Origin of the sequence: Neptunomonas phycophila, from assembly GCF_001922575.1 — a bacterium.
In the GTDB taxonomy this organism is placed as follows: domain Bacteria; phylum Pseudomonadota; class Gammaproteobacteria; order Pseudomonadales; family Balneatricaceae; genus Neptunomonas; species Neptunomonas phycophila.
This window is the reverse complement of the sequence record NZ_MRCI01000001.1, coordinates 943,600-968,170: the sequence shown is the minus strand read 5'-3', so window position 1 is coordinate 968,170 and position 24,571 is coordinate 943,600. Positions and strand designations below refer to the sequence as shown.

The 24,571-nt window shown below is 46.2% G+C and carries 18 protein-coding genes; 9 read left to right on the top strand and 9 right to left on the bottom strand.

Going from position 1 to position 24,571, the window contains the following annotated elements:
• Positions 1 to 113: 113 nt before the first annotated feature.
• From dbpA to BS617_RS04350, 7 genes are all read right to left on the bottom strand, one after another.
• Positions 114 to 1,499, bottom strand: a complete 1,386-nt coding sequence (dbpA, locus tag BS617_RS04380; RefSeq protein WP_075171678.1) for an ATP-dependent RNA helicase DbpA — start codon at positions 1,497 to 1,499, stop codon at positions 114 to 116.
• Between the two features lie 70 nt (positions 1,500 to 1,569).
• Positions 1,570 to 3,552: an alkaline phosphatase D family protein gene (locus BS617_RS04375; protein ID WP_075173426.1), complete on the bottom strand. Its 1,983-nt coding sequence runs from the start codon at positions 3,550 to 3,552 to the stop codon at positions 1,570 to 1,572.
• A gap of 66 nt (positions 3,553 to 3,618) precedes the next feature.
• Positions 3,619 to 5,721 carry a putative bifunctional diguanylate cyclase/phosphodiesterase gene (locus BS617_RS04370; RefSeq protein ID WP_075171677.1) on the bottom strand — a complete coding sequence of 701 codons (2,103 nt, stop codon included), beginning with the start codon at positions 5,719 to 5,721 and terminating at the stop codon, positions 3,619 to 3,621.
• A gap of 133 nt (positions 5,722 to 5,854) precedes the next feature.
• Positions 5,855 to 6,622 (bottom strand): CLCA_X family protein, encoded by a 768-nt coding sequence (locus BS617_RS04365; RefSeq protein ID WP_170870318.1) that lies wholly within the window; start codon positions 6,620 to 6,622, stop codon positions 5,855 to 5,857.
• Positions 6,623 to 6,847: 225 nt separating this feature from the next.
• Positions 6,848 to 7,522, bottom strand: a complete 675-nt coding sequence (locus tag BS617_RS04360; RefSeq protein ID WP_075171675.1) for a carbonic anhydrase — start codon at positions 7,520 to 7,522, stop codon at positions 6,848 to 6,850.
• Between the two features lie 177 nt (positions 7,523 to 7,699).
• The gene (oadA, locus tag BS617_RS04355) at positions 7,700 to 9,526 is read right to left on the bottom strand and encodes a sodium-extruding oxaloacetate decarboxylase subunit alpha (RefSeq protein ID WP_075171674.1); all 1,827 of its coding nucleotides are present in this window, start codon (positions 9,524 to 9,526) and stop codon (positions 7,700 to 7,702) included.
• Positions 9,527 to 9,545: 19 nt separating this feature from the next.
• Entirely contained in the window at positions 9,546 to 10,961 is a 1,416-nt protein-coding gene (locus BS617_RS04350; RefSeq protein ID WP_075171673.1) for an acetyl-CoA carboxylase biotin carboxylase subunit, read from the bottom strand.
• A 128-nt stretch (positions 10,962 to 11,089) separates the two neighbouring features.
• On the opposite strand from BS617_RS04350, the gene BS617_RS04345 reads away from it, so the two are divergent.
• Both BS617_RS04345 and aroE read left to right on the top strand, forming a co-directional pair.
• Positions 11,090 to 12,055 (top strand): LysR family transcriptional regulator, encoded by a 966-nt coding sequence (locus BS617_RS04345; protein ID WP_075171672.1) that lies wholly within the window; start codon positions 11,090 to 11,092, stop codon positions 12,053 to 12,055.
• A 146-nt stretch (positions 12,056 to 12,201) separates the two neighbouring features.
• A complete protein-coding gene (aroE, locus tag BS617_RS04340) occupies positions 12,202 to 13,062 on the top strand; it encodes a shikimate dehydrogenase (RefSeq protein WP_249263572.1) in 861 nt (286 codons plus the stop codon).
• A 48-nt stretch (positions 13,063 to 13,110) separates the two neighbouring features.
• Here aroE and BS617_RS04335 read toward each other — a convergent pair whose 3' ends face one another.
• A complete protein-coding gene (locus tag BS617_RS04335) occupies positions 13,111 to 15,105 on the bottom strand; it encodes a sigma-54-dependent Fis family transcriptional regulator (RefSeq protein ID WP_075171670.1) in 1,995 nt (664 codons plus the stop codon).
• 454 nt (positions 15,106 to 15,559) lie between these two features.
• On the opposite strand from BS617_RS04335, the gene BS617_RS04330 reads away from it, so the two are divergent.
• Together BS617_RS04330 and budC are read left to right on the top strand one after the other, a co-directional pair.
• The gene (locus tag BS617_RS04330) at positions 15,560 to 17,374 is read left to right on the top strand and encodes an NAD(P)-binding domain-containing protein (protein ID WP_083609924.1); all 1,815 of its coding nucleotides are present in this window, start codon (positions 15,560 to 15,562) and stop codon (positions 17,372 to 17,374) included.
• A gap of 171 nt (positions 17,375 to 17,545) precedes the next feature.
• Positions 17,546 to 18,304: a meso-2,3-butanediol dehydrogenase gene (gene budC / locus BS617_RS04325; RefSeq protein ID WP_075171669.1), complete on the top strand. Its 759-nt coding sequence runs from the start codon at positions 17,546 to 17,548 to the stop codon at positions 18,302 to 18,304.
• Between the two features lie 45 nt (positions 18,305 to 18,349).
• Here the strand turns inward: budC and BS617_RS04320 are convergent, their stop codons facing one another.
• Positions 18,350 to 19,111 (bottom strand): DeoR/GlpR family DNA-binding transcription regulator, encoded by a 762-nt coding sequence (locus BS617_RS04320; RefSeq protein WP_075173424.1) that lies wholly within the window; start codon positions 19,109 to 19,111, stop codon positions 18,350 to 18,352.
• Positions 19,112 to 19,252: 141 nt separating this feature from the next.
• Between BS617_RS04320 and BS617_RS04315 the strand changes: the two genes are divergently transcribed.
• From BS617_RS04315 to BS617_RS04295, 5 genes are read left to right on the top strand one after another with little or no spacing between them, the layout of a single operon-like run.
• On the top strand, positions 19,253 to 20,230 hold the full coding sequence (locus tag BS617_RS04315; protein WP_075171668.1) for an ABC transporter substrate-binding protein: 978 nt from the start codon (positions 19,253 to 19,255) through the stop codon (positions 20,228 to 20,230).
• Between the two features lie 6 nt (positions 20,231 to 20,236).
• On the top strand, positions 20,237 to 21,934 hold the full coding sequence (locus BS617_RS04310; protein ID WP_075171667.1) for an ABC transporter permease: 1,698 nt from the start codon (positions 20,237 to 20,239) through the stop codon (positions 21,932 to 21,934).
• On the top strand, positions 21,922 to 22,971 hold the full coding sequence (locus BS617_RS04305) for an ABC transporter ATP-binding protein (protein WP_075171666.1): 1,050 nt from the start codon (positions 21,922 to 21,924) through the stop codon (positions 22,969 to 22,971). The genes BS617_RS04310 and BS617_RS04305 overlap by 13 nt, the downstream gene beginning before the upstream one ends.
• Entirely contained in the window at positions 22,964 to 24,031 is a 1,068-nt protein-coding gene (locus BS617_RS04300; RefSeq protein WP_075171665.1) for an MBL fold metallo-hydrolase, read from the top strand. The genes BS617_RS04305 and BS617_RS04300 overlap by 8 nt, the downstream gene beginning before the upstream one ends.
• The gene (locus BS617_RS04295) at positions 24,028 to 24,561 is read left to right on the top strand and encodes a histidine phosphatase family protein (protein ID WP_075171664.1); all 534 of its coding nucleotides are present in this window, start codon (positions 24,028 to 24,030) and stop codon (positions 24,559 to 24,561) included. Before BS617_RS04300 ends, BS617_RS04295 begins: the two co-directional genes overlap by 4 nt.
• Positions 24,562 to 24,571: the final 10 nt, after the last annotated feature.

The window sequence follows — 24,571 nt, the reverse complement described above, 5'->3', positions numbered from 1 at the left end:
ACAACTGCTAAATTCGACGTCATCAGCCCTGCAACTGCTGACCGACAAAGGCTCACAAAGTTCTATTTAGTCTGATGGTCGACCGACAGAAAAAGGCATTAGGCGTCTCATGGTTAACTAATACGACGTGCCTTAAAAGTACGCCCTTTAATTTTACCGTGTTTGAGCAGATCCATTGCTTCTTTAATGACTGTTAACCTAACCGCCACATAAGTGCGCTGAGGCTTGACTTGTATTTTACCAATATCATCAGAGGTAATGGTTTTATCAGCCGTTAATGCCCCCACAATATCTCCTGGACGCACCTTATCTTTTTTGCCACCGGAAACTTCAACTGTACATAGCTCTGGGAAACGGACATCGTTTTGCGATAAACGAGCAGCACTCGCATTGATCGCTTCATCATCTAAGTTTAGATATTCCTTTAAACGATCAAAACGGAACGATTCTTTTTGGCTAAACAAGGTGCATGCCGTACCGGTTGCTCCAGCGCGACCTGTTCGCCCTACACGGTGGACATGCACCTCAGGTTCAAAAGCAATTTGCTCATTAATAACCAAATCAACCGAGTCGATATCCAAACCACGAGCCGCTACGTCAGTCGCCACTAAAACGTTTACCGAGCCATTAGCAAACATTGCTAAAGTAACATCACGATCTCGCTGCTCTAAATCACCATGTAAGGATTTAACACGATAACGTTGAGACTGTAAGGACTGATACACTGCTTCGACTTCACGCTTTGTATTACAGAAAATGACCGCAGCAGCCGGTTGGTAATGACGTAACAAACGATCAACCATTTCCAGGCGCTCATCTTCATCGGCTACTTGATAAAAATGCTGTTCGATGGAGTACTCATCATGTTGCGACTCGACCTTCACCATAACGGGGTCATGCATCACTTTTTCAGCTAACTTCGCAATTTCTTTAGGGAAAGTTGCACTAAATAGTAAGCGTTGGTTAGCCGCAGGGATGGCCTCTAAAACCGCATCAATCTGCGGCTCAAACCCCATATCCAGCATACGATCCGCTTCATCAAGTACTAATGTTTTACATTGACCTAAATCCAGCGATTCGCGCACTAAGTGATCAGCTATGCGGCCTGGTGTGCCGACAATGATATGGGCTGTATTCTCTAATGATATGAGTTGGCCTTTAATTGGAACACCGCCACACAGCGTAACGATTCGCGTGTTATTGATCAAACGTGCCATTTTTCGCAGCGCGTCAGCCACTTGATCTGCAAGCTCACGCGTTGGGCATAAGATCAACGCTTGGATCGCTCGGCTATCGCTATCTATAGCATTCAATAGGCCTAATCCAAACGCTGCCGTTTTACCCGATCCTGTTTTTGCTTGCGCAATTAAATCTTGGCCCGCTAAAATTTTTGGTAAGCTTTGTGACTGGATAGGAGTCATTGAGTCATAGCCCAAAGACGCGAGGTTATCGATCAATTCGTCACGTAAACCGACGGCCGTAAAAGTAGATTCAGTCAAAAGAGCACCTTGCAAAAAAATTAGCAGTTAAAGTGCGTCTATTGTAGACGTTTTGTTGCGTAAAGGCTGCTTATTCCCATTGTGCATGCTTATCATCGATCTCAAAATCAATTTCCCGACCGTCAGCACATAATTGCGCTATGCGAGTGGGTACACCTTCTTTATCTAGGGTAACCAATCCGATACCCGCCGCATTCAACAAACGCTCGCCTAACTTCGCATTATCGGGTTTTCGGGGAGACACGCGCATACCACGACGCTTTGTAAACCAGTTAAGTGGCGACCAAGGCGCATACAACCAACGATTTAAACGATCAAATACATCCAGCAGCTTGGGAGGAAACTCGTTCCGAAGCCCGCTACTGGTAATCTGCCAAATGGATGGGCTGTTTTTACGTCCCCGTAACTCGATGTCATAAACAAACGAATAATGTACATCACCCGACAAAATAACGAAGTGCTGAGGTGTCCGTGGGTGCCTAAATAAATTCATCAAACCATGAGCGGCACCGTTATGAGCCATCCAGTTTTCAGCATCCACCATTAACGGATAACCCGCCCATGTAAACACCCGCTGAATTGACTCTATCAATTTCACACCAAACACTGGCGCCGGCGACACCATGACAACCGCTTTCTTATCCAATAAGCTATATTGCAAATCAGTAATGGATTCCCAATCCATTAACCCTGATGGTCGATCGATATTTTTCTCGGAACGCCACCGATGTGTCCGAGTATCTAATACGAGCAATACAGGGTCAGTATCCCAATGGAAATGCCAGTGATCAAACGCTAATAATTGAGTTATAAACGCATCGTGCTGCTTTGTTCCAGGTGCTGCTAGCGTAGTGGATAAATGCGCTAATAACCCGTCATCAAACTGATCAGGTGCGTTCCCCCACCCTTGGCACAAAAGGTAGGCAATCAAGGCATTACCGATAACACGTCGGGATAACGGGTGTTCATAAGCAGACTTTTCCCAACCCGCTGTCAAATTCCAATCATCGGTAACATCGTGGTCATCAAATATCATCGCACTGGGCACATGTGCCATTACTCGCCGCACATGAATCAAATCAGCTTTAAAGCTATTGATCGCCGTTTGCTCTCGCGCGTACCGCTCAATATCCAATTGCTCATTAATAGAGCTAGGCCGCTCAAGCGTGATATCCACCCAGCACTCAGGCGACCATACCAATAAATACATAGCCAGCATTTCAGATAATGACATCAAGTGATTATTTGCATTGCTAGAGGTAAATACCGGCTTTCTTGCACCACCAAAAAACTGCTTGCGTAACTCTCCACCTTGCTCTGTTTTTGGTAAGAGGGAATCTCGTTTGTAGTAATGTGGCTGCTCATGCCACAGCGCTTTACTATCCGATAAATCTGTACCTTCTAAAGTTTCATCAGGCAACTTCAAACGATCAATCAATTGGTGAATGGCAACCAACATTGGACCTGCGACATCATCGGCATAGACTTGGTCACCCGACATCATTAACAAAGCGGGCCAACGTTCAATGAACTCGTGCTCATTCATGCTGCCCTTTTGGCCCATGATGGTGGCTAGGTGCTTATCTGCTCGGACGAGACCGTCTCCGCTGTCCTTTTTATCTTCCGATTCAGCGGGCAGCAAGTGAGGCTTACGGCAAGACCCATGGAGTAAAGTACTTAGGTGGGATTTGATAATAAAACCCGGTAATGACTGTCCGCCATAGCAAATATCACTTGCCCACTCGACCACGCTAATAGGGGTACTATCTGAAGTTGTTTTTAAAGCGAGGTCATACCCTATCCATACATCGTGAGGTAGTGGCTTTGCTTGCGAAAACACGACGCAGTGAAAATACAGCAGCTCGCCCGCTTTAAAAACTTTATGTCTGGTGAGTGCCTCAGAATGATTAACCGGCGCTTCGCCTTCAGGGAATAAACGTAGCGAGAGTGATACAGGCCGAGAAGTCGCCAACCAAAAAGTGACCGCCTTTGAGGTTAATTGCCGCAACACAGGCCCAACGAGGACAAGAGGAGTATCGGTAGAAGATTTCATTACATTCATAATGGTGTGACAGCATTTCCTGCTTTCATATCCATAAAAGCGAGCTAAAACAGCCTGCTATGCGGATGGACTCGATTCATAGATTTTAACTCCCGGTAATTCAACAAAATGAACCCACTTGAGTGGTTTTGATAAAAAATACCCTTGAGCTAAATCACATCCCTTTTCTCTGAGCAGGGCTAGCTGGTCTTGTGTTTCCACCCCTTCCGCGACTGTTTCGTATTGGTAAGAATTGGCAATGGACAAAATAGCATCAACCATGACAGCATGCTTACAACCCGCATGAAGTTCATTGATAAAGCTTCTATCAATTTTTAGTTGATCCACAGGGTAATGGTATAACTGATTAAATGCTGTATACCCCGTTCCAAAATCATCAAGGGCTAACCTAAAGCCCAATGCTCTGATGCGTTGTAGAACATCAATATTGCTTGCATCAATATCAACTAAACGTGTTTCAGTGATTTCCAACTCAATACAAGCCGGTGAAACGGCGTATTGCTGAGCTAGCTTTGCTAACACATCGGGGAAGTGAATATCATTCATTTCTTCGGCGGAGATATTAACGGAGATTCTAAAGTCAGGATTAGACTCGCAAAGACCACTCGACTGAAGAATACGAAAAACCTCTTCAATAACCCACAAATCAATCTCTTTAATCATCCCAAACTCTTCCGCAACCGAGATGAATTGATCGGGACCAATCCCCTCCATAGAGGGATCAATACAGCGCAAAAGCACCTCTGCCCCAGCCACTTCTAATGATTCAATATGGTAGATGGGCATATACATCAAAGTAAAAGCATGTGTATTAAGTGCATACCGTAACGTCGTCGAAATCTTACGCTTTAGCATGATTTTCTCTTGCACTTGCCGGTCAAAAAACTTGTACTGGTTTTTACCCGACTGCTTTGCAAAATACATTGCAGCATCACCCTGTTCTAACAAATCACTGAAAGTAATAGGTTTATTGGCTAAGGCAGACTGTGTAACCCCTAAACTAGCATTCAAATCACAGATCAAGCGATTACCTGTTTTAATAGGCTCGGCAATTTCCTCTAAAATTTTTGCCGACAAATCAGGAACTAAAGGTGCTTTACAATTAAGCAATAAAAGTACAAATTCATCGCCTGAAATACGACCGATGGCTGAATCACTGCAATCTTTATTTTTTTGACAATCATTAACAAGGTGAGTTATTCGTTTGCAAGTTTCAATTAAAACTGAATCCCCTGCGAGATGCCCATATGAGTCATTAATACGTTTAAAGTTATCTAAGTCTAAATAAATTAACGTTACAACATCGTCACTGGTTTTTTCTTTTTTAATCTGTGAAAAGTATTCCCCTAACCCTCGCCGGTTTAATAGCTGAGTGAGTGAGTCTTGATTGGAAACTTGCTTTAGTACTTCGTTTCGGCTGATATATACAAGGCGCTGACGATTTAAAAGATAAACAGAGACTATCAGCCATGAAATAAATAACCACCAAATCAAACTAAACTCATCAATACTACGGCCTTTAAACTCCATAGAGTGCAGAGTGATTCGATACTCACCTACTTTTGGTAACGGGAACTCATGAGACGTTAGCTCAATGACTGACACATTAGTTAGATCAACTTGAGAATGCTCATAATCCACATTGAGTAAATCAGTCCACCAAGTCTCTACTTGAAAGTAACGCGTGGGAATTTGGATTGTTTCCCGGCTGTGACCGGCTTCAAATCGAACAGCATTGTACTTTAACGATAGATCATCATCAGGCTTGGAGAGTTCATGATCAAAGTTTTTCAAGAAGACTCTGATTTTGGTATCTTGCGACGGTGAAAAATAACTAACGCTTAGCTCAAGTTCATCGTAACGACTTAAGTCCAAACCATCGCTTAAGTCCTCGGATAGATAAATAGATAACCCACAAAAGCGATCCCCTTCTAAACTTTTTACGTTACAGAAAACGCTAACGGAACCACCCTGCTTAAATATCACATACTCACTATTTTCGTCATCATAGGCTTCTGTTACATAATGATGCTTTGGATCTAGCACATCTAAATACGTGTTGAATAAGCCTGCGTGGAAGCCGCCAATACTGGCAAAGGTGATAACAAGTAAAGTTATAGGGATGACGTAATTAATATTCTTATAAAGTATAGCAATCATAAATGGCTTCGGTGAGTACAGACATCCATGCATGCTAACCATGAGGAAGTTTTATAAATATAGTATAAAAATAGTTATTGATAAACATTAACAGACTATAAAAGATCCTACCTCTGGTTATTCGAACTTACGATTAATGGCGCATCAATAGTGTGCCTAAAACGGAAAAGTACTGATAGAAAGCCTGATTGATACGAATACGCTGCTCGGCAGCTGGGTATAAACCGGCTTTTGCTTCAGGTGACTGTTTAGTCCCTTTAACAAGAAAATGATTGGTAACATTAGCGTCTTGAACATAGGCTTCAAATGCACGCGCGCAGAGCTCTTCCGGCTGGCTGTAATATAATTGCCCAAGTTGTTTATCCATAGACGCCGAGGCTACAAAAAGATCGCTAGGGCCATCGCCCTGCTCGTCTAACAAAATGGCCTTAAAACAAGCGATTAGATAATCATTTAATGGATGTGCAACCGGCGTAGCGTCACTTAGCCATGCGTTGGAAGCAAACATCGAGGTGGGGGCATCTGCAAATGCCTTATCGACTAAGTAGTGATCTAATGCGTGAAACCATTCATGTGCAATACTGCCCGGCCCTGCATTTTTAGCAAGCGCAAAACTTCGGTTTGCAGCATCATAATGTGCCGCAACGCCCGGCCGACCACCCGTACCATACATTAAAGATAGCGTGCCGCGCAGTGAAATAAGGGTTTCTGGCGCCTCAAGAATCAACATGAGATCGGCCAAGGCATCATAAAACAAGCCCGCAGCATTCTCTTGCTCTGCAACGCTTACCCATTTTCCAATTTTGATAGATTTAAAATCAAAACAATTTCGTATGTCTGCAAAAGAGACAGAACGCCCCTCCCGATAATCAGGGCCGTTTCGAAAAAATGTACGAGCCATGGTAGACAAAACAAATCCCCAATTGAAAAACACGGCTTTGACTATAGCCGACCCATTTATGAGATACGCGCATGCCCTGTTTTAGTCTCATTGCACGCTTAAGATTGAGGCACGTATTAGCACTCAGTAGGTAGGTGAGTTTATGCAAACGAACGATCAGAAAAACAAAAGCAGCAACTAAGATACGTTTAGTTGCTGCATTAGAGGACACACTACCTGTTGATGTTAACTGTCTTGCTCGTTATTAATACGATCAATGATGTCAGCGTATTGATCAGAAAAATCAGAGAAGGTGTCTTGTTGATGGCTGCAACAACGGATGCGTCCAGTTTTAATATCGTAAATCCATCCATGAATTTCGATTTTAGCGTTCGCTAATTTGGCCGCCACAGCTGGATGCGTACGCAAATGTTGCACTTGCTGCAATACATTCTCAGCAATCGCTTCATTAAGGTATTTATGATCCAAACTGCAATCACCTGGAATATCATTGCGCTCTCGCACGATCTCCATTGCCGAACGACAATGTCCCAACCACTCCTTAACGTGGGGCAAACCTTTCAGCGCATCCATATCCAGTGCACCTTTTATAGCACCGCAATCAGTATGGCCGCAGACGATAATATGACGCACACCTAAAACAGCCACTGCGTATTCTATAGAGGCCGTCATTCCCCCAGTCTCATTACTGTGCGGCGGAATAATATTTCCTGCATTTCGGCAGATAAATAAATCACCTGGATCCGAGCCGGTTAGCAAGTTAGGGTCGATACGCGAATCAGAACAAGTAATAAACAACACGTCTGGGCTTTGGCCATCGGCCAAAGTTCCAAACAGGTCCTTTCGCTCTGGGTAAATGTGTTCATGGAAATGCAAAACGCCACGAATAATTTGATCCATTTACTCACTCTCATCAATTTGTAGGTTAGCTGATAGATTATCAGACTGATTAATCTTTAGTATGATACCAATAGGCTATCGTGTTCCAAAGCAGCTTATTACAATTCCTTATAAAAACGGCCTTGGTCAAGTATAATCAGCACATACGCAAGCTGATTTACACTATTAAAACTACCGTTAGTTAACAATTTCGACTAAAACTTCCCCTGGAGTGACTCGATCCCCTTTCACCACATAGACAGCAGCTACCGTACCGGCTAAATTAGCATGAATCTCGGTTTCCATTTTCATCGCCTCAGTAATTAAAACCGCTTGACCGGCTTTAACGACTTGCCCTTCTTCCACCAGCACATCGACGATATTACCTGGCATTGTCGCTGTTACGTGCCCAGGTTGGGTAGCGCGTTTACGGCCACTAGATGCTTCAGCAACATACTCATTGAGCGATTCAAATGTCACTTCTTCCGGCATACCATCCAATGAGAGGTAAATTTTGCGTTTACCGGCCCCAGAATCACCTACACCCGTTATCGCTACCTCGTAGGACTCGCCGTGTACATCAATACGAAACTCAGTTGCCGTAGCCTCAGACATGCGAGATTTCGTTTTTTGATCAGCCGGTAACAGAGCTTCTGGTGTCAAGGATCCCTCCGCGCGCTGCTGTAAAAACTCACGCCCAAGATCAGGAAACATGGCAAAGGTCAGCACATCTTCTTCACTTAACGCTAGCGAACCAATCTCTTCACGTAGCTTGTTAAGTTCAGGTGATAATAAATCAGCTGGCCGACCTTCATTAACAGGCTCATTCCCGATTGCTTTTTTAAGCACTTGCGTATTCACAGCAGCAGGAGCTTGGCCGTAGCCGCCTTGCAAGTAGCGTTTAACTTCGTTGGTAATTGTTTTGTAACGCTGACCTGCCAATACGTTGTATACCGCTTGCGTACCAACAATTTGAGAGGTAGGTGTCACTAACGGTGGGAAGCCAAGGTCCTCACGCACACGAGGAATTTCATCAAAGACATCGCGAATACGATCCAGTGCATTTTGCTCTTTGAGTTGGTTCGCTAAATTCGACATCATGCCACCCGGTACTTGGTTGATCTGTACCGATACATCTTCGCGCGTAAACTCACTCTCAAACTGGTGGTACTTTTTACGCACTTCACGAAAGTAATCGGCGATCTCGGATAACAACCCCAAATCTAATCCCGTATCAAAAGGGCTATCCTTGAGTGCGGCAACTTGTGATTCTGTTGCAGGATGACTAGTCCCCGATGCAAACGATGAAATAGCCGTATCAATGCGATCTGCTCCGGCTTCAATCGCCTTCATTTGACACAAGGGCGCCAAACCAGACGTAGAATGGCTATGGATCACTAACGGTAAATCCACTGCTGCTTTAATCGCTTTCACTAAATCATAGGTGGCAAATGGTGTTAGCAAACCCGCCATATCTTTGATTGCGATCGAATCCGCACCCATCGCCTGCATCGCCTTGGCTTGCTCAACAAATAATACGGGGGTATGCACAGGGCTGGTTGTGTAACAGATAACACCTTGCGCATGCTTTCCAGCTTTTTTTACCGCCTTCATGGCTTGCTCAATATTTCGCAGATCGTTGAGTGCATCAAACACACGAAAAACATCAATCCCATTGTCAGCTGCTTTTTGCACAAACGCATCGACCACGTCATCAGCATAGTGGCGGTAACCTAATAGGTTTTGTCCTCGCAGTAACATTTGTAGGCGTGTATTAGGCAACGCTTTACGCAACTGGCGTAGACGCTCCCAAGGGTCCTCTTTTAGAAACCGAACACAGGCATCAAATGTTGCACCGCCCCACACTTCCAATGACCAATAACCAACTTGATCTAACTTTTCGCAGATAGGCAACATGTCTTCTGTGCGCATGCGCGTAGCAATTAATGATTGATGCGCATCGCGTAAAACAACATCAGTAACTTCAATACGTTTTGGCTGCTGCTCGTAAGTAACGTGTTCCATAGTAGATTCCTTCTGTGTTTTACCAGCCCGCATGTGCTGCAATAGCCGCCGCTATTGCCAAAGCAACTTCGCTTGGGTGTCTTTTTTCAGAATAATTTAATAATTCAGGGTGTGTCGGAACAAAGCTGGTATCAAATTCCGCCCCGATAAAGTCAGGGTGATTCAAGATTTGCTGATAATACGAAGCGGTCGTTTTAATACCATGCAAACGCATATCATCTAATGCGCGTTGTCCCCGAGCGATCACCTCTTCCCACGTCAGTGCCCAAACCACCAGCTTCAAGCACATGGAATCGTAATACGGTGGAATCTCGTATCCCGTGTAAATAGCGGTATCGACACGAACCCCCGGGCCTCCTGGTGCGTAATAATGGCTAATGCGGCCAAAGCTAGGTAAGAAGTCATTTTTAGGATCTTCGGCGTTGATACGAAACTGCAACGCAAACCCGCGCAACTGAATATCATCTTGTCGATAACTCAACGGCAAACCTGCAGCTATACGCAACTGTTCACGCACAATATCAACACCGGTTATTTGCTCGGTAATCGTATGTTCAACTTGCACACGGGTATTCATTTCCATGAAGTAGACTTCGTTACCGGTCAGCAAAAACTCCACGGTTCCAGCATTCTCATAACCAACGGCTTGTGCCGCCTTTACCGCGAGATTACCAATGTACTGGCGTTGCTCCGGCGTTATTTGCGGGCTGGGAGCAATTTCGATCAATTTTTGGTTACGGCGCTGTATAGAACAATCCCGCTCGAATAAATGCACCACATTACCCTGGCTATCTGCCAATATTTGTACTTCGATGTGGCGCGGGTTAACGATGCACTTCTCCATGAAGACTTCGGCTGAGCCAAACGCTTTAGTGGCTTCAGAGATAACACGCGGGTATTGGGTTTTAAGCTCCTCGGGCGTGTCACACCGACGAATACCACGACCACCGCCGCCCGATGTGGCTTTCACCATAACGGGATAACCTATTTCATTCGCCAGCGATAACGCCTCGTCAATATTTGCCAAATTCCCTTCAGAGCCCGGCGTAATAGGCACTCCTGCAGCACGCATACTATCTCTGGCTTGGGTTTTGTCTCCCATACGGTGAATAACTGACGACGCGGGCCCGACAAAGGTGATTCCTTTTTCTTCACACAGCCTTGCAAACTCTTGGTTTTCAGAAAGGAAGCCGTAACCCGGATGGATCGCATCACACCCTGTTTCGATGGCTAGATTAACAATACGCAACGGATCGAGATAACCCGCTAATGGATCTTCACCTAACGAATAAGACTCATCCGCTCGTTTAACATGCAATGCATAACGATCCGGCTCGGTATAAATAGCAACAGACCGGATACGCATTTCTGCGCATGCCCGAATAATACGGACTGCAATCTCTCCTCGATTGGCAATGAGTACTTTTTTTAACATGACCGTTCCTCTATGAAGGTTCAGCCACCACACTAATTCACAACCATACCAAAGCTAAAATTGATTTTTCTTAGCTTATCTATAAGGTATTAGTTATAGATAGAATTTTAACCATAAGAATTAATCCCATGCCTTTAACATCGCCTATCACAATCCCCAAGCTAGCCAGCCGATTAACCTTTCGCCAGCTACATATCTTCCATGCGGTGTATTTACTGAAAAGTTACAGTAAAGCCGGCAATGAATTAGGCCTCACGCAACCCGCTGTAAGCAGCCAAATACGCCAACTCGAAGAGGCCATTGGCATGCCCGTTTTTGAATACATTGGACGCCGTTTATTTTGCACCGCTGCAGGCGAAGCCTTAGCCAAAAGTACTAGTCTAATTTTTACTGAGATAGGCAAACTACAAAGTGACTTGGCCGAATTAGAAGGCGTAGTCGCAGGTGAGCTAAGATTAGTAGCCGTCAATACTGCGCAATATGTTGTACCCTATTTACTGCGCGCTTTTTTAAACCTTTACCCACAAGTCAAAGTATCCGTGCGCGTTGTAAATCGCGCCGCCGCTATCCAGCGATTAGAAGACAACAGTGACGACCTCGTCATCATGGGGATGGTACCCAGCGAGCGCCCGTATACATCCCTTCCCTTTTTAGATAATGAGTTGGTACCCGTCGTTCCTACAGACCACCCTTTCTTATCGACCCCCGCTTTTTCAACACAGGAGTTTTTAGATAGCCAATTATTAATACGCGAAAGCGGTTCAGGCAGCCGCTTGGCATTAGAAACACACTGCCGAAATCACCATCTTCACATTACTAACTACATGGAGTTAGGCTCTAACGATGCACTCAAACATGCCGTTATAGCGGGTTTAGGCGTCGCTGTTTTACCTAAAGTAAGCATATTGCCCGAGCTTAAATTAGGGCTAATGCACATCATCGACTTACCCGACTTCCCACTTAAACGCTCATGGTGCGTAGTCTACCCGCAAGCTAAACACCCAACCCCAGCAATGCGCGCTTTTATCGAGTATATCCAGCAAAATATTCGACAGTTTGAGCATACCTTTTTGCGCCAGAATCAAGGGCTTTAGCGACTTTTACCCCTTAATTTTGAGCCAATTCCGTTTTTTATTGCTATCTACTCTATGTTCATAATTGAAATAATTAGTGAATTCTACCGTGCTAGCATCAAGCTAAGGAATTAAGTAGCAAACAGTTAAAACGGACGCGAGGCATAATGATGAGCCAGAACTTTCTTAGTACCTTAACCGGATCTTTTGCCCAACCCGCCATGGAAAACCCAACCGGTGTTGTAATGGAGGCTGCCTTCAAACATCACCAACTTAACTGGCGATACATCAATTGTGAAGTAGCACCCGCCTCACTAAAAGAAGCCGCTGCAGGCGCTAAAGCTATGCAGTGGCGCGGATTTAACTGCTCGATACCGCATAAGATAAATATCATTGAGCACCTTGATGGTTTAGGGCAGTCCGCTAAGATCATTGGCGCTGTAAATACAGTGATTAACAATAATGGAAAGCTCATTGGCGAAAACACAGACGGCCGTGGTTTTGTTGAGTCTATTAAAGACACCATCGACCCCGCTGATAAACACATAGTGCTATTTGGTGCCGGCGGTGCAGCCCGTGCTGTGGCGGTAGAACTTGCATTGGCAGGCGCCAAGCAACTCACTATCGTTAACCGTAGCATCGAAAAAGCGCAAGGCCTGTGCGACTTAATCGAACAACACACATCAGCTGCGGCAAGCCCTGTTGCTTGGGAAAATACTTACTCAATACCAAGCACTACTCACTTGGTGATCAATGCAACCTCTATTGGCTTATACCCCGACGTTGACGCTACCCTTGATATCGATACCACCAGCATCACATCTAATATGGTCGTTGCCGATGGCATCTTTAACCCTCCCCAAACCCAGCTCATCCAATCTGCCAACGCTAACGGCTGCAAAACTGTTCCCGGCATTGGGATGCTCGTTCAACAAGGGGCTATTGCATTTGAATATTGGACCGGCATTAAGCCAAATATTGAGGTAATGGAAAAGGCGCTACGAGAAGCGCTGGAAATTGCTGAATAAGTACACCTAACCCACAAGCCGTTTTGTAACAAAGTTGATGAGCAAAAATTACACATCTTTTGGTAAACAAATCTCCAGCTTTTTCATGCGTCTGTAAACCGTCGGTCGTGAAACGCCTAACTGTTTCGCCACTGCTGAAATATTCCAGCGGTGGTGACGCAGCAAAGCCAATAAATCGTTCTGCTGCACGGCGGCGCTCTCAAGCTGACAATGACTATTGATAACAGCAGACTGCTCCGGATTAGTATGAATCACTTGCCCAACTGAAGATAACGGTATAATAGCAGAGCGTGATCGATGCTGAGTGCATTCATCCGGTAGATGATGAACAGTTATCTCCCCTGTTTCACATACGGCTTCAGCAAAAGTAAGCGTATTAACTAACTGTCTGATATTACCTGGCCATGAATAAGCCAGCAGCGCACTCATGGCATCAGCGCGCAGCCTAACAGCAGGGTTGATGCGCTCTAACAGCAACTTAATAAGGTACTGCTTATCAGCGCGTGCTTTTAAAGTAGGTAATTTTAATGTTGCGCCATTCAAGCGGTAGTACAAATCTTCTCTGAATTGCCCATCAGCAATGAGCTGAGTGAGATTACAGTGCGTAGCCGCCAATACGCGAATATCAATATCAACCGGCTGCGACGCCCCCAGCGGTAATACCTGCCCTTCCGCCAACACCCGCAACAAACGGCTTTGCAGGTGCAGCGGCATATCGCCTATTTCATCCAAAAAGAGTGTGCCGCCATTGGCTTCTTGGATGAGACCTTTTGCACCTTTTGCCCGTCCACCTGTAAAGGTTCCTGGGGCATACCCAAAAAGCTCACTTTCGATTAACGATTCGGGAATGGCAGCACAATTGACAGCCATAAAGGGACTATCGGCTCGATGGCTTGTGCCATGTATGGCTTTTGCCAGTACTTCTTTACCCGTACCTGTTTCACCCAAAATGAGCAAACTAACATCGCGATGTCTTAATCGTTTAGCCAAACTAATCGTCTGGCGCATCGCGGGGTCATCGGCGCACAGCCTATCTAGCGCTGATACAGACTCCTCTTGAGAGCTAATGACTTGCGACACATCTAATTGGCTGGATGATTTTTTCCTTGGTTCTATCAAAACGCCGTATAGCATTTGTTGAGTGCCGGCTACACGAAACGCCCGCACTCCGTCTTTGCTTTCGTACGTGATAGACAATATGTCTCGCCACTGGCATTCCAATAAATCCGGTAATGTAATCGCTTCTTTTGAAATGGGCTGATATTGGGTTAACAAAGCACGTCCCGCCGTGTTGGCTGCGAGAATAACCCCTTGCTCGTCGAGCGCAAACAGCAGCTGCCCATTAACTTGGACAAGCTCACGTGACTGATCACATTTAAAAACCAAGCTATGGCGATAACGCCGCAAGAAATACGCATCTTCAATTAGGCGAGCGTGCAACTGAATTAGGTGTAATGCAAAATTTTGGCTTTCGGGGGTGCGTGAGGAGTGCAATGATGAAATATCCAGCACAGCGAGCAATTGTCCCGATGGATCTTTTATCGGTGCGGCCGTGCAGGTAAGGCTAATGTGCGAGCTATCGAAGTGATCGACTCGGTGACACGTTAATGCTTGCCCTTCTTTTATACAGGTGCCAACAGCCGATGTCCCTGCGTATTGCTCGCTCCAATCAGCGCCTAGATACAAACCAGCTTTATGCAACCGGTCGTCATGCTTGTCACCCAAAAACTGCACCATAATCCCACGGTGGTCACTCAGTAACAGCACATAGCCTAGACTGGCTATTTGCGAATACAGCTGCTCAACGCCTGCACGTGCAACATTTAAAAACTCATCCACGGAGTCTTGGTGCTCACGCAATGTTTGATGCGTGACTATGCGTGCAGGACGCGGCCTGCTGGGATCTAACCCGTACTCACTTAAGCATCGCTGCCACGAGCGACCAATCAACTCATGCGTTGGAGAATAGCTTTTGTTCGCCGCCTGATACCCACCATAACTAAGTACCGTATCGATATGACGACGCTGACTTGCGTTATTCATGCGTAATCCTTTATCCGTGGCTGTTATTTTTATTTCACGGTTATTTCGAGTCTACCCCTGAAAAGGGCCGCTTTCTATACTTCTTTCTGAGGTGCTATTTAGGTTACTTTTTTGGTCGCTCATATCATCGATTATCAACCAACGTGTTGCTTTACCTCCTCTTGCGCAAGGTTTACAGCTGTAACAGGTGCCTGCTTTTCACGTTACAGGTGTAAAATGACGGTGTTACAGGTGTAATGCAGAAGTCCGTACCCACTTAAATAACATCCACTCTCGCCTTTATATTTTCTTACATAAAATCAGCCACTTATAAAATAAACAGCGTTTGCGGGCCATACTGGCATGCATGCTGCTCTATCTCCTTTATCAACGCAGTACCAGGTAGAACTCACCTGTAAGGAAGACGTTGGTGTTAACGCAGTAACAAAAAAAATAATCTGCACTGGAGATACTTATGACGCATTCAACCTTAACCGCGACTCATAAACCCACACTAGCCGCCGTTGCTTGGCTGGAGGGTTTAGCGGCCACACTCAGCTCAGATACGCCAACCGATGCCGTTAACTTATTCGAGGAAAACGGCTATTGGCGCGACTTAATCGCTTTCACATGGAATATAAAAACACTCGAAGGTAGAGAAGCCATCAGCGATATGATTGCCGCAACCATGAAAGATGCGGCGCCAAGCAACTGGCAAGTCGAAGAAGACGCGACTGAAACCGATGGTGTTATAGAGGCTTGGATTACATTTGAAACATCAGTTGCTCGTGGCCGCGCTTATTTACGATTACGTGACGGGCTAGCATGGACCTTTCTCACGACCATGACTGAGCTAAAAGACTTCCCAGAAAAACGCAACAAGCTACGTCCTAAAGGCGCAGAGCACGGCGCTAATAAAAACCGCCAAACTTGGCTAGAAAAACGTCAACACGAAGAAGCAAATTTGGGCTACACCGAACAACCCTATTGCTTAATTATAGGTGGCGGCCAAGGAGGGATCGGCTTAGGTGCACGCCTTCGTCAATTAGAAGTGCCCACTATTGTTATCGACGCGCTCCCCAAACCCGGTGATACATGGCGCAACCGTTATAAATCACTCTCGCTGCATGATCCTATCTGGTATGACCACATGCCATATATCCCATTTCCTGAAAACTGGCCGGTCTTCACACCTAAAGATAAAGTTGGCGACTGGCTAGAAATGTACACCAAGGTAATGGAGATTAATTACTGGGGTTCTACACGTTGCACGCATGCAAAATACGATGAGGACAAGCAAGAATGGACAGTAGAGGTTGATCGTGACGGTGAAAAACTCACGCTACACCCGAAGCAACTAGTACTGGCAACAGGAATGTCAGGCATCCCGAATATACCAGACATTCCTGGCATGGATACCTTTGAAGGAGAGCAACATCACTCTAGCAAACACCCAGGAGGAGAAGCCTATAAAGGCAAAAAATGTGTTGTATTGGGTGGCAATAACTCGGCACACGATATTTGCTGCGCTCTTTGGGAAAACGATGCTGATGTCACCATGATTCAGCGTTCATCCACACACATCATCAAGTCCGATTCCCTAATGGAGCTCGTGTTAGGTGGGTTATATTCCGAAGAAGCGGTCGAAAATGGCATGACCACTTACAAAGCAGACCTCACCTTTGCCTCTGTACCCTTCCAAATTATGCCGCAGTTTCATATTCCAGCTTATGAAGCTGTTGCAAAACAGGATGCTGAATTTTACCAACGCCTCGAAGACGCCGGGTTCCTACTCGACTTTGGTGAAGATGGCTCGGGGCTGTTCATGAAGTACCTACGCCGTGGCTCGGGCTATTACATTGATGTAGGGGCGTCCGACTTAGTTGCAGAAGGAGAGATCAAACTCAAATCTGGGGTTTCGATCGCCGAAATAAAGCCTAAGTCGGTTGTGCTGACCGACGGCACCGAGCTAGAAGCCGATTTAATCGTGTACGCCACAGGCTTTGGCTCGATGAATGGTTGGGCCGCTAAAATCATCTCTCAAGAAGTGGCCGACAAAGTGGGTAAATGCTGGGGCTTAGGCTCCGATACGGCTAAAGACCCTGGCCCTTGGGAAGGCGAGTTACGCAATATGTGGAAGCCAACACAACAAGAGGCGTTGTGGTTCCATGGCGGAAATTTACATCAATCTCGCCATTACTCTCAGTATCTATCCTTGCAATTAAAAGCACGTATGGAAGGTATCAAGACACCGGTATACGGGTTACAAGAAGTTCACCACCTTAGCTAGTCCCAGTGGCACCTTGGCAGCGGAAACCGCTGCCCTTTTTGTCATTTTTGTCATTTTTGTCATTTTTGGAGCACATCAGAAGTACATGTTAAGCCCAAAATCGAACACCACTGGCTTTCGTTGATGTGCGCTACTCAACGTAAACAAGGTCTCGGACCTTAGGAGCAAACAATGAAAGGTATTCAAGGTAAAATCGCATTGGTAACGGGCGCCGCTAACGGTATCGGTGCGGCCATTACCCGTCGTCTCTATGCCGAAGGTGCAAATATCGCCCTTATCGATTGGAGCGGCGAACAGCTTGAACAAACGGTTAAAGAATTTGATGCAGATCGAGTCATGTCAATGGTTATTGATGTCTCTGACCCCGTTCAGGTTGAAACGATGATTACGGAGGTCATTAATCGTTTTGGCCGCCTGGATATTCTAGCGAACAATGCTGGTATTCATATCCCTGGAACCGTATTAGAAACCACAGTAGAAGATTGGAAAAAAGTCTCGGGAGTCGATATCGACGGCGTTGTTTACTGTGCCAAATTTGCACTTCCAGAGTTAATCAAAACTAAAGGCTGCATCATTAACACCGCATCAGTTTCTGGCCTTGGAGGTGACTGGGGCGCTGCATTTTACTGTGCAGCCAAAGGTGCCGTTGTTAACTTAACCCGAGCAATGGCACTCGACCACGGTTTAGATGGTGTCCGCATCAACGCAGTGTGCCCCAGCTTAGTAAAAACTAATATGACGAACGGCTGGGACCAAAGCATCCGCGATAAATTTAACGAGCGCATTGCACTAGGGCGTGCAGCCGAACCCGATGAGGTAGCTTCTGTTGTTGCTTTCCTGGCAAGCGATGATGCGTCTTTCCTAACCGGTGTTAACTTACCGATAGACGGAGGAGCTACCGCCTCAGATGGTCAACCAAAGGTGGCCTAGTTTTTTAAGGCATTAAGCTTCAACAAGGTTAGGTGTACAAAGCGCCTAACCTTGTTTTAAGTAAACGACCTCGACACCAGCGGCTAAAAGGCGGCTATGCAAAGCGGCTTCAGGAGCTTTATCGGTAATAACACAATGATAATCACTCATTTGCCCCCATACGCAGCGTGATTCTGTATCAAATTTAGCGCTATCAATGACCAAAATACGATAAGCACAATGGCTGATCAGCGCTTCACGCGCCATGACTTCATCATCATTGTAATCATATAACCGACCTTGCCGATCAACCGAACCCACCGAAACGACACCCACCTCGGCTCGGTAGCGTTGAAAAAAGCGCATGGCATCACCACCGATCACATCCTGATCACGCTTACGAACATGTCCTCCCGCTATGGTTAATTCACAATCGCTGCTTGCACACAAATGCCGCGCGGCGTGCAAGTTAGAGGTCATTATTTGCAAGCCTTTATGCTCCATCAAGGCGCGTGAAACTTCAGCAACGGTTGAGCCACTGCCTAGAAAAACAGATTGATAATCAGTGATTTTTGCTGCGCATAACTCAGCAATGTGTCGTTTTCCCGAAACATTACGAATCTGACGTTGGTCATAACTAATGTTTTCACGATGCGGAAACGGTATGACTTCGCCATGACTACGCAACACCAGCCCCTGCTCTGCTAAAGCGCGAATATCTGCCCGTATAGTTTGCACCGAAACTTTAAATTCATCAGCCAGGCTTTGTATTGTTTGCCTTCCATGCAGATTCACCCACTGGACAATTTCATAATGGCGTTTACTCATGTTAAAGCATTCCTTTTTAGCGCCTGCCAACCCAAAAAACAGCAAACGAAAGCTAAATACCATCAAACGAAAGTTTTTCGTCATCTTACTGTCAACTTGTGAAGTTAATATTTCACAAGCTCTTAAACAGGAATGAAAACCATGACTTTTAAAAACGCTTTCGCTTTATGTGCCGCTTTATCGGTTTCTCCTTTAATCGCTAACGCACAAGAAACATTAACCCTCTACACAAGCCAGCCCAATACAGATGCTCAGCAAACGGTTGATGCGTTTGAAAAAGCTAATCCTGATATTGATGTTGAATGGGTACGTGACGGTACGACCAAGTTGATGACCAAACTGCGCGCAGAACTCGCTAGCGGTGTGGTTAAACCTGACGTGCTGTTAATCGCTGATAGCGTCACCATGGAATCACTCGCGGCTGATAACTATTTATATGCTTATCAAAGCCCCGCCCGTGAAGCTTACGCGGATAGTCTTTATCATCCCGAAGGCTATTACTATGGCACTAAGATCATCACAACAGGCATTGTTCGTCATAAGCGCGCTCCCGAAACGCCAAAAAGCTGGGCTGATCTCACCAAGCCTGAGTATAAAGGCCAACTCGTTATGCCTAGCCCACTGTATTCAGGTGCCGCATTGATACACCTTGCCACACTCACGGATGCCCCAGAGTTAGGCTGGAACTATTATGAGCAACTTCAAGCAAACGGCGCGATGGCTCAAGGCGGTAATGGCGGTGTCCTTAAAGCCGTTACTTCAGGCAGCAAACCATACGGCATGATCGTGGACTTTTTGGCTATCCGTGAGGCAGCCAAAGGCTCACCTATTGAATTCACCTTCCCTACAGAAGGCGTCAGCATGGTCACTGAGCCAGTTGCCATTATGGAAGGTTCAAAGAATAAAGCAGCAGCGCAACGTTTTGTGGACTTTTTATTATCTAAGGATGGCCAAGCTTTAGTCCTAGAACAAGGTTACTTACCCGCGCGTGAAGATGCCGGAGTGCCTGCCGGCTTTCCTCAACGGGACGCTATTAAATTATTACCTTTTGATGCCGCTGGCACACTCAAATCGACCGATGAAAACAAAAGCCGCTTCAGCGACATCTTTGGTGGATAAGTGCTAATGCTTACGGCGTCTTCGGATAACCAGCTCCGCTGGTTATCCATTACCTTATTCGGTTTGGTGGTTGCTCTTAGCTTATTACCTTGCTTACGTTTACTCAGCGAAGCGTTAAGCCATTGGGATCGAGGCTTAGACGCACCTCTTCTGAGCATATTGCAAAACCCGCGTACCTGGGTTGCCTTACAAAACAGCTTGTATACGTCCGGTCTAGGAACCCTTATTTCAGTTGTTCTGGGCAGTGGTTTTGCCTTTGTTTTGACTCTGACTAATATCCGTTATCGCGCGTTATGGATCTTCTGCTTTATGTTACCCATGATGATCCCTCCTCAAGTGACCGCTTTAAGTTGGCTCCAACTCTTCGGCCCTGCCAGCCCTATTTTAAATACATTAGGCATTGCTCCGGCTTTAGGTAGCCCGCAGCCTATGTATTCAGCTGAAGGGATCGCACTGTTATTAGGTATTCAGCATGCTCCCTTGGTTTTCTTAGCGCTGCGGTCTCAGCTCATTTGTCTACCTAAAGACCTGATCGAAGCGGCTCAATTATCCGGAGCGTCTCAATGGCGGCTGTGGATTGATATGATTGTCCCCCTTTCACGCAATGCTATCTTTGCTGGTGCTGCTATCGCTTTTGTCTCGGCTTTAGGCAATTTTGGTATACCGGCCATGCTAGGTATTCCTGCCGGATACAGTGTATTACCCACTCTGATTTATCAGCAGATGGCCGGTTTTGGCAATGATGTACTCAGTGAAGTGGCCAGCTTATCGATGCTGATCGCCTTCTTAGTATTAATAGGGATGCTACTTCAACAGTGGATACAACAGCGCAGTAGTTATTCGCTCATAGGACATAGTGCCCAGCCTGCATCGTTTCGTTTGGGCAAATGGCGCATCCCTACACAAATTTTATTATGTGCTGTGCTGTGTCTAATTTTAATTGCGCCGTTAGTGGCGCTCGTGATTAGCTCGGTGGTGCCGGCGCTAGGCGTCCCGTTGACGGCCGATACCTTCACTTTTGCGGCTTATAACGAAATGGTGAACAACCAAGGCTCCACAGCAAGGGCCTTTACAAATAGCTTGTTACTCGCATCCTTAGCCGCCCTATTATTAATGATTATCACGCTTCCACTGGGTTATCGATTAATGCGGCTTTCATTAAAAGCACGAGCGGTGCTCGCAAGTTTAATTGAAGTCCCTTACGCTATACCCGGTATCGTACTGGCCATCGCATTTATTTTACTTTTTTCTCGCCCCATCCCCATTATTAACGTAACGCTTTATGGAACGTTGACGCTCATTTTTTTAGCCTACTTGTCGTGTTTTTTAAGTGTGTGTTTAAAACCCGTAATGAGCGCGCTGTCACAATTAGATCCAGCGTTAGAAGAAGCCGCTCAGATTGCTGGCGCTACACCTATTCAGCGGCTTATCAATATTGTGCTCCCGCTCATTTCTCCTGCGGTATTTGCTGGCGGCTTGCTGGTGTTTTTAATTGCCGTGAACGAGCTGACAGTATCTGCTCTGCTATGGAGTGCTGGCAACGAAACCTTAGGTGTTCTCATTTTTAATTTGGACGAAAGTGGCGATAGTATTTTAGCGTCAGCCATTTCTGTTCTTGTCGTTGTATTGGTAGCCAGCTTAATGGCCTTACTCAGCCTACTTGCCCCGCGCTTACCCAAAGGAGTTATCCCTTGGCACTGCTAACACTTAATCAAATCAACAAATCATTTAATGGTCAAAACGCAGTTTCAGATTTAAATTTATCGATTGAGCCTGGGGCTTTTGTTGCACTTTTAGGCCCAAGCGGTTGCGGTAAATCCACCACACTGCGCATGCTAGCTGGCTTCGAGAAGGTGAGCAGCGGCAGCATATTTCATGGAGACCGCTGCTTATCCAATGCAACAACGCATGTAGCGCCAGAAAGTCGCGATTTTGGGATGGTTTTCCAATCCTACGCGCTTTGGCCACACATGAGCGTTATGGAAAACATCGCCTACCCGCTGACTATTAAACGAGTAGACCGAGCGACTAAGCAAAAACGTATTCAAGAAGCGTTAGCAATAGTGCAACTTGAACCCTATGCGGATAGATCCCCCGCCGAACTGAGTGGAGGGCAACGCCAACGAGTAGCTTTGGCACGTAGCTTAGTGACCGAGCCAGAAGTCATCTTGCTGGATGAACCTTTGGCAAACTTGGATCGTCACTTACGCGCCACCATGGAAGAAACATTTCGTACTTTTCATAAGCGTACTGGGGCTACCATGGTCTACGTAACGCATGATCAATCGGAGGCTATGTCGCTCGCTGATCAAATAGCGGTGCTAAAAAATGGGCAACTTATCCAGTGGGCATCGCCGCAATCTCTTTATCAGCAACCCAGAACAGCATGGCTGGCCGATTTTATTGGACGTGGTTCTGTCATTAGAATGCAACCTAGCGGCGAGGTACAACCAGGAAGAAAAGTTGAGCAATCACTGATCCACCAGCAGTTGGTTCTTCCGCACACCCCGTCGCAAGGCGTAGATGTGCTCATTCGCCCGCAGTCGGTTTGTCTGCATCCGAGTCTGGGGATCTCAGCTAAGGTAACTCAATGCATTTATCGCGGCGGCCATTTTGACGTAGAGCTCTCTTTACCCAGCGGCCAAACGCTCCTTGCCTACCATGATACGCCGCTAGCCGTGGGTGAAACGCTTTTCGCTACCGTTCAAGAGGGATGGTCACTGGAGCCCGATCATGCCTAATATCACCCACGCCACAGTATCAGTGTTGAGTGGGTACGGTAAAAAAGCACCGGCAGCCATCTTACTGGAGTATGGATCAAAGCGTATTTTGCTAGATGCAGGTGGCGGCCTGCAATCTGGTGACGAAATGGGCTGGACGTTCCCGCAAGGACTAGACGCAATCATAATAAGCCATGACCACGTTGATCATGCCCGCGGATTAGAGCAACTAGATTATCCCGTCCCCGTGTATGCGACTGCCCCGGTCTTAGCCTTATTGCCCAACCATTTATCCTTGCACACACTGCCTATCAAGGGGGATGTCACTATTGAGGGCATACCATTTACTGTTGGGCAAGCAGGACATTCTTTGGGGGGGATCTGGATACATGCCGATATAGGTGGTGGTATTTTCTACAGTGGTGATTATTCTCTCGAGTCTAGCTTATTCGCATTTGACCCGCCGCCACCAGCCGCACTCGCACTGATTGATGCCTCATACGGTTTATATGACGAACCATTAGCCCACACTAAAGACGCTTTACTGAGTTTGCTCGAAAGGCCTGAACCCGTTTTACTTCCCGTACCACCTACCGGGCGCGCCTTAGAAATAGCAAATTGGTTGTGGGAACAAGGACGAGATGACTGGAGTTTAGGGCCCGATTGCCTCACTCCCGAACAAGCGCTGGCTTTGCCTCATGGTTGTCTTAAAGCTGAAGTGTTAGCAAGTTTGCAGGCTATGCCGCACTCCTCATACCAACCTAACGCCCATATTATCATCAGTGGTGACCCTGACGGTTTAGGGGGTGAAGTAGCTCGCCTACTAACAGAAGAGCCAGACAGAACCGTTATCTACACCGGATACTTACCCCGCAAAGCCAAGCTTGACGTTAGCGCAGGTAAAGCTCACTCACTTCGCTGGAATGTACACCCCAGAAAGCAAGACTTGAAATGGATGGTCGATCACTTGCAATGCACACAATGCTTACCACTATTTCATCCCATTAATAACATTCAAGAGTGGGCCTCGTGCATTGGGCCAAGCTTAATCACACAAACACACCTAAGGATTTGCGCATGACCATAATACGCCGCCCTTTTGTGTTCATGCGTCACGGCGAAACACCGCTGAACGCCGCCGGGTTAATGGGAGGTATTACCGATAGTCCTCTTAGTGAACGCGGCATTGAACAAGCAAAAGCAGCGCAAGCTCGTTTAGACAAAACGTGGAGCGTAGTTGCGATTAGTGGGCTGCAACGCACACGAATAACAGCGCTTCATGCCGTGCCCCAATATGAGCCCATTGTATTGCTGGGGCTCAATGAGAGAAATTGGGGAGATTTAGAGCAGCAGCCCATTGCACAGCAAACACCTTATGAAGTCACACCGCCCAATGGAGAGCCTTGGGCAGACTTTCAAGCAAGGGTTATTGATGCCATTAATCAGTTGCTGACACACTATGATACGCCCTTAATTATCGCGCACTCTGGAGTCAATCGCGTGCTAAATAATGTCATATTGGGTAGCCCGTATGGCCCTCGTATCAATAATGCCGAACCTACACTTTTCACCCCTAGCCAAGATAATGATTGGCTAATTACGCCCTATTAAGGAGCTATTT

What these genes read in the sequence shown, in the direction of transcription:
- BS617_RS04295 (WP_075171664.1), top strand. Translation starts at nt 24,028, where the DNA reads ATGACCATAATACGCCGCCCTTTTGTGTTCATGCGTCACGGCGAAACA.
- aroE (WP_249263572.1), top strand. Translation starts at nt 12,202, where the DNA reads ATGATGAGCCAGAACTTTCTTAGTACCTTAACCGGATCTTTTGCCCAA.
- BS617_RS04365 (WP_170870318.1), bottom strand. Translation starts at nt 6,622, where the DNA reads ATGGCTCGTACATTTTTTCGAAACGGCCCTGATTATCGGGAGGGGCGT.
- BS617_RS04360 (WP_075171675.1), bottom strand. Translation starts at nt 7,522, where the DNA reads ATGGATCAAATTATTCGTGGCGTTTTGCATTTCCATGAACACATTTAC.
- BS617_RS04300 (WP_075171665.1), top strand. Translation starts at nt 22,964, where the DNA reads ATGCCTAATATCACCCACGCCACAGTATCAGTGTTGAGTGGGTACGGT.
- BS617_RS04350 (WP_075171673.1), bottom strand. Translation starts at nt 10,961, where the DNA reads ATGTTAAAAAAAGTACTCATTGCCAATCGAGGAGAGATTGCAGTCCGT.
- BS617_RS04370 (WP_075171677.1), bottom strand. Translation starts at nt 5,721, where the DNA reads ATGATTGCTATACTTTATAAGAATATTAATTACGTCATCCCTATAACT.
- BS617_RS04345 (WP_075171672.1), top strand. Translation starts at nt 11,090, where the DNA reads ATGCCTTTAACATCGCCTATCACAATCCCCAAGCTAGCCAGCCGATTA.
- BS617_RS04310 (WP_075171667.1), top strand. Translation starts at nt 20,237, where the DNA reads ATGCTTACGGCGTCTTCGGATAACCAGCTCCGCTGGTTATCCATTACC.
- BS617_RS04320 (WP_075173424.1), bottom strand. Translation starts at nt 19,111, where the DNA reads ATGAGTAAACGCCATTATGAAATTGTCCAGTGGGTGAATCTGCATGGA.
- BS617_RS04315 (WP_075171668.1), top strand. Translation starts at nt 19,253, where the DNA reads ATGACTTTTAAAAACGCTTTCGCTTTATGTGCCGCTTTATCGGTTTCT.
- BS617_RS04335 (WP_075171670.1), bottom strand. Translation starts at nt 15,105, where the DNA reads ATGAATAACGCAAGTCAGCGTCGTCATATCGATACGGTACTTAGTTAT.
- budC (WP_075171669.1), top strand. Translation starts at nt 17,546, where the DNA reads ATGAAAGGTATTCAAGGTAAAATCGCATTGGTAACGGGCGCCGCTAAC.
- oadA (WP_075171674.1), bottom strand. Translation starts at nt 9,526, where the DNA reads ATGGAACACGTTACTTACGAGCAGCAGCCAAAACGTATTGAAGTTACT.
- BS617_RS04330 (WP_083609924.1), top strand. Translation starts at nt 15,560, where the DNA reads ATGACGCATTCAACCTTAACCGCGACTCATAAACCCACACTAGCCGCC.
- BS617_RS04375 (WP_075173426.1), bottom strand. Translation starts at nt 3,552, where the DNA reads ATGAAATCTTCTACCGATACTCCTCTTGTCCTCGTTGGGCCTGTGTTG.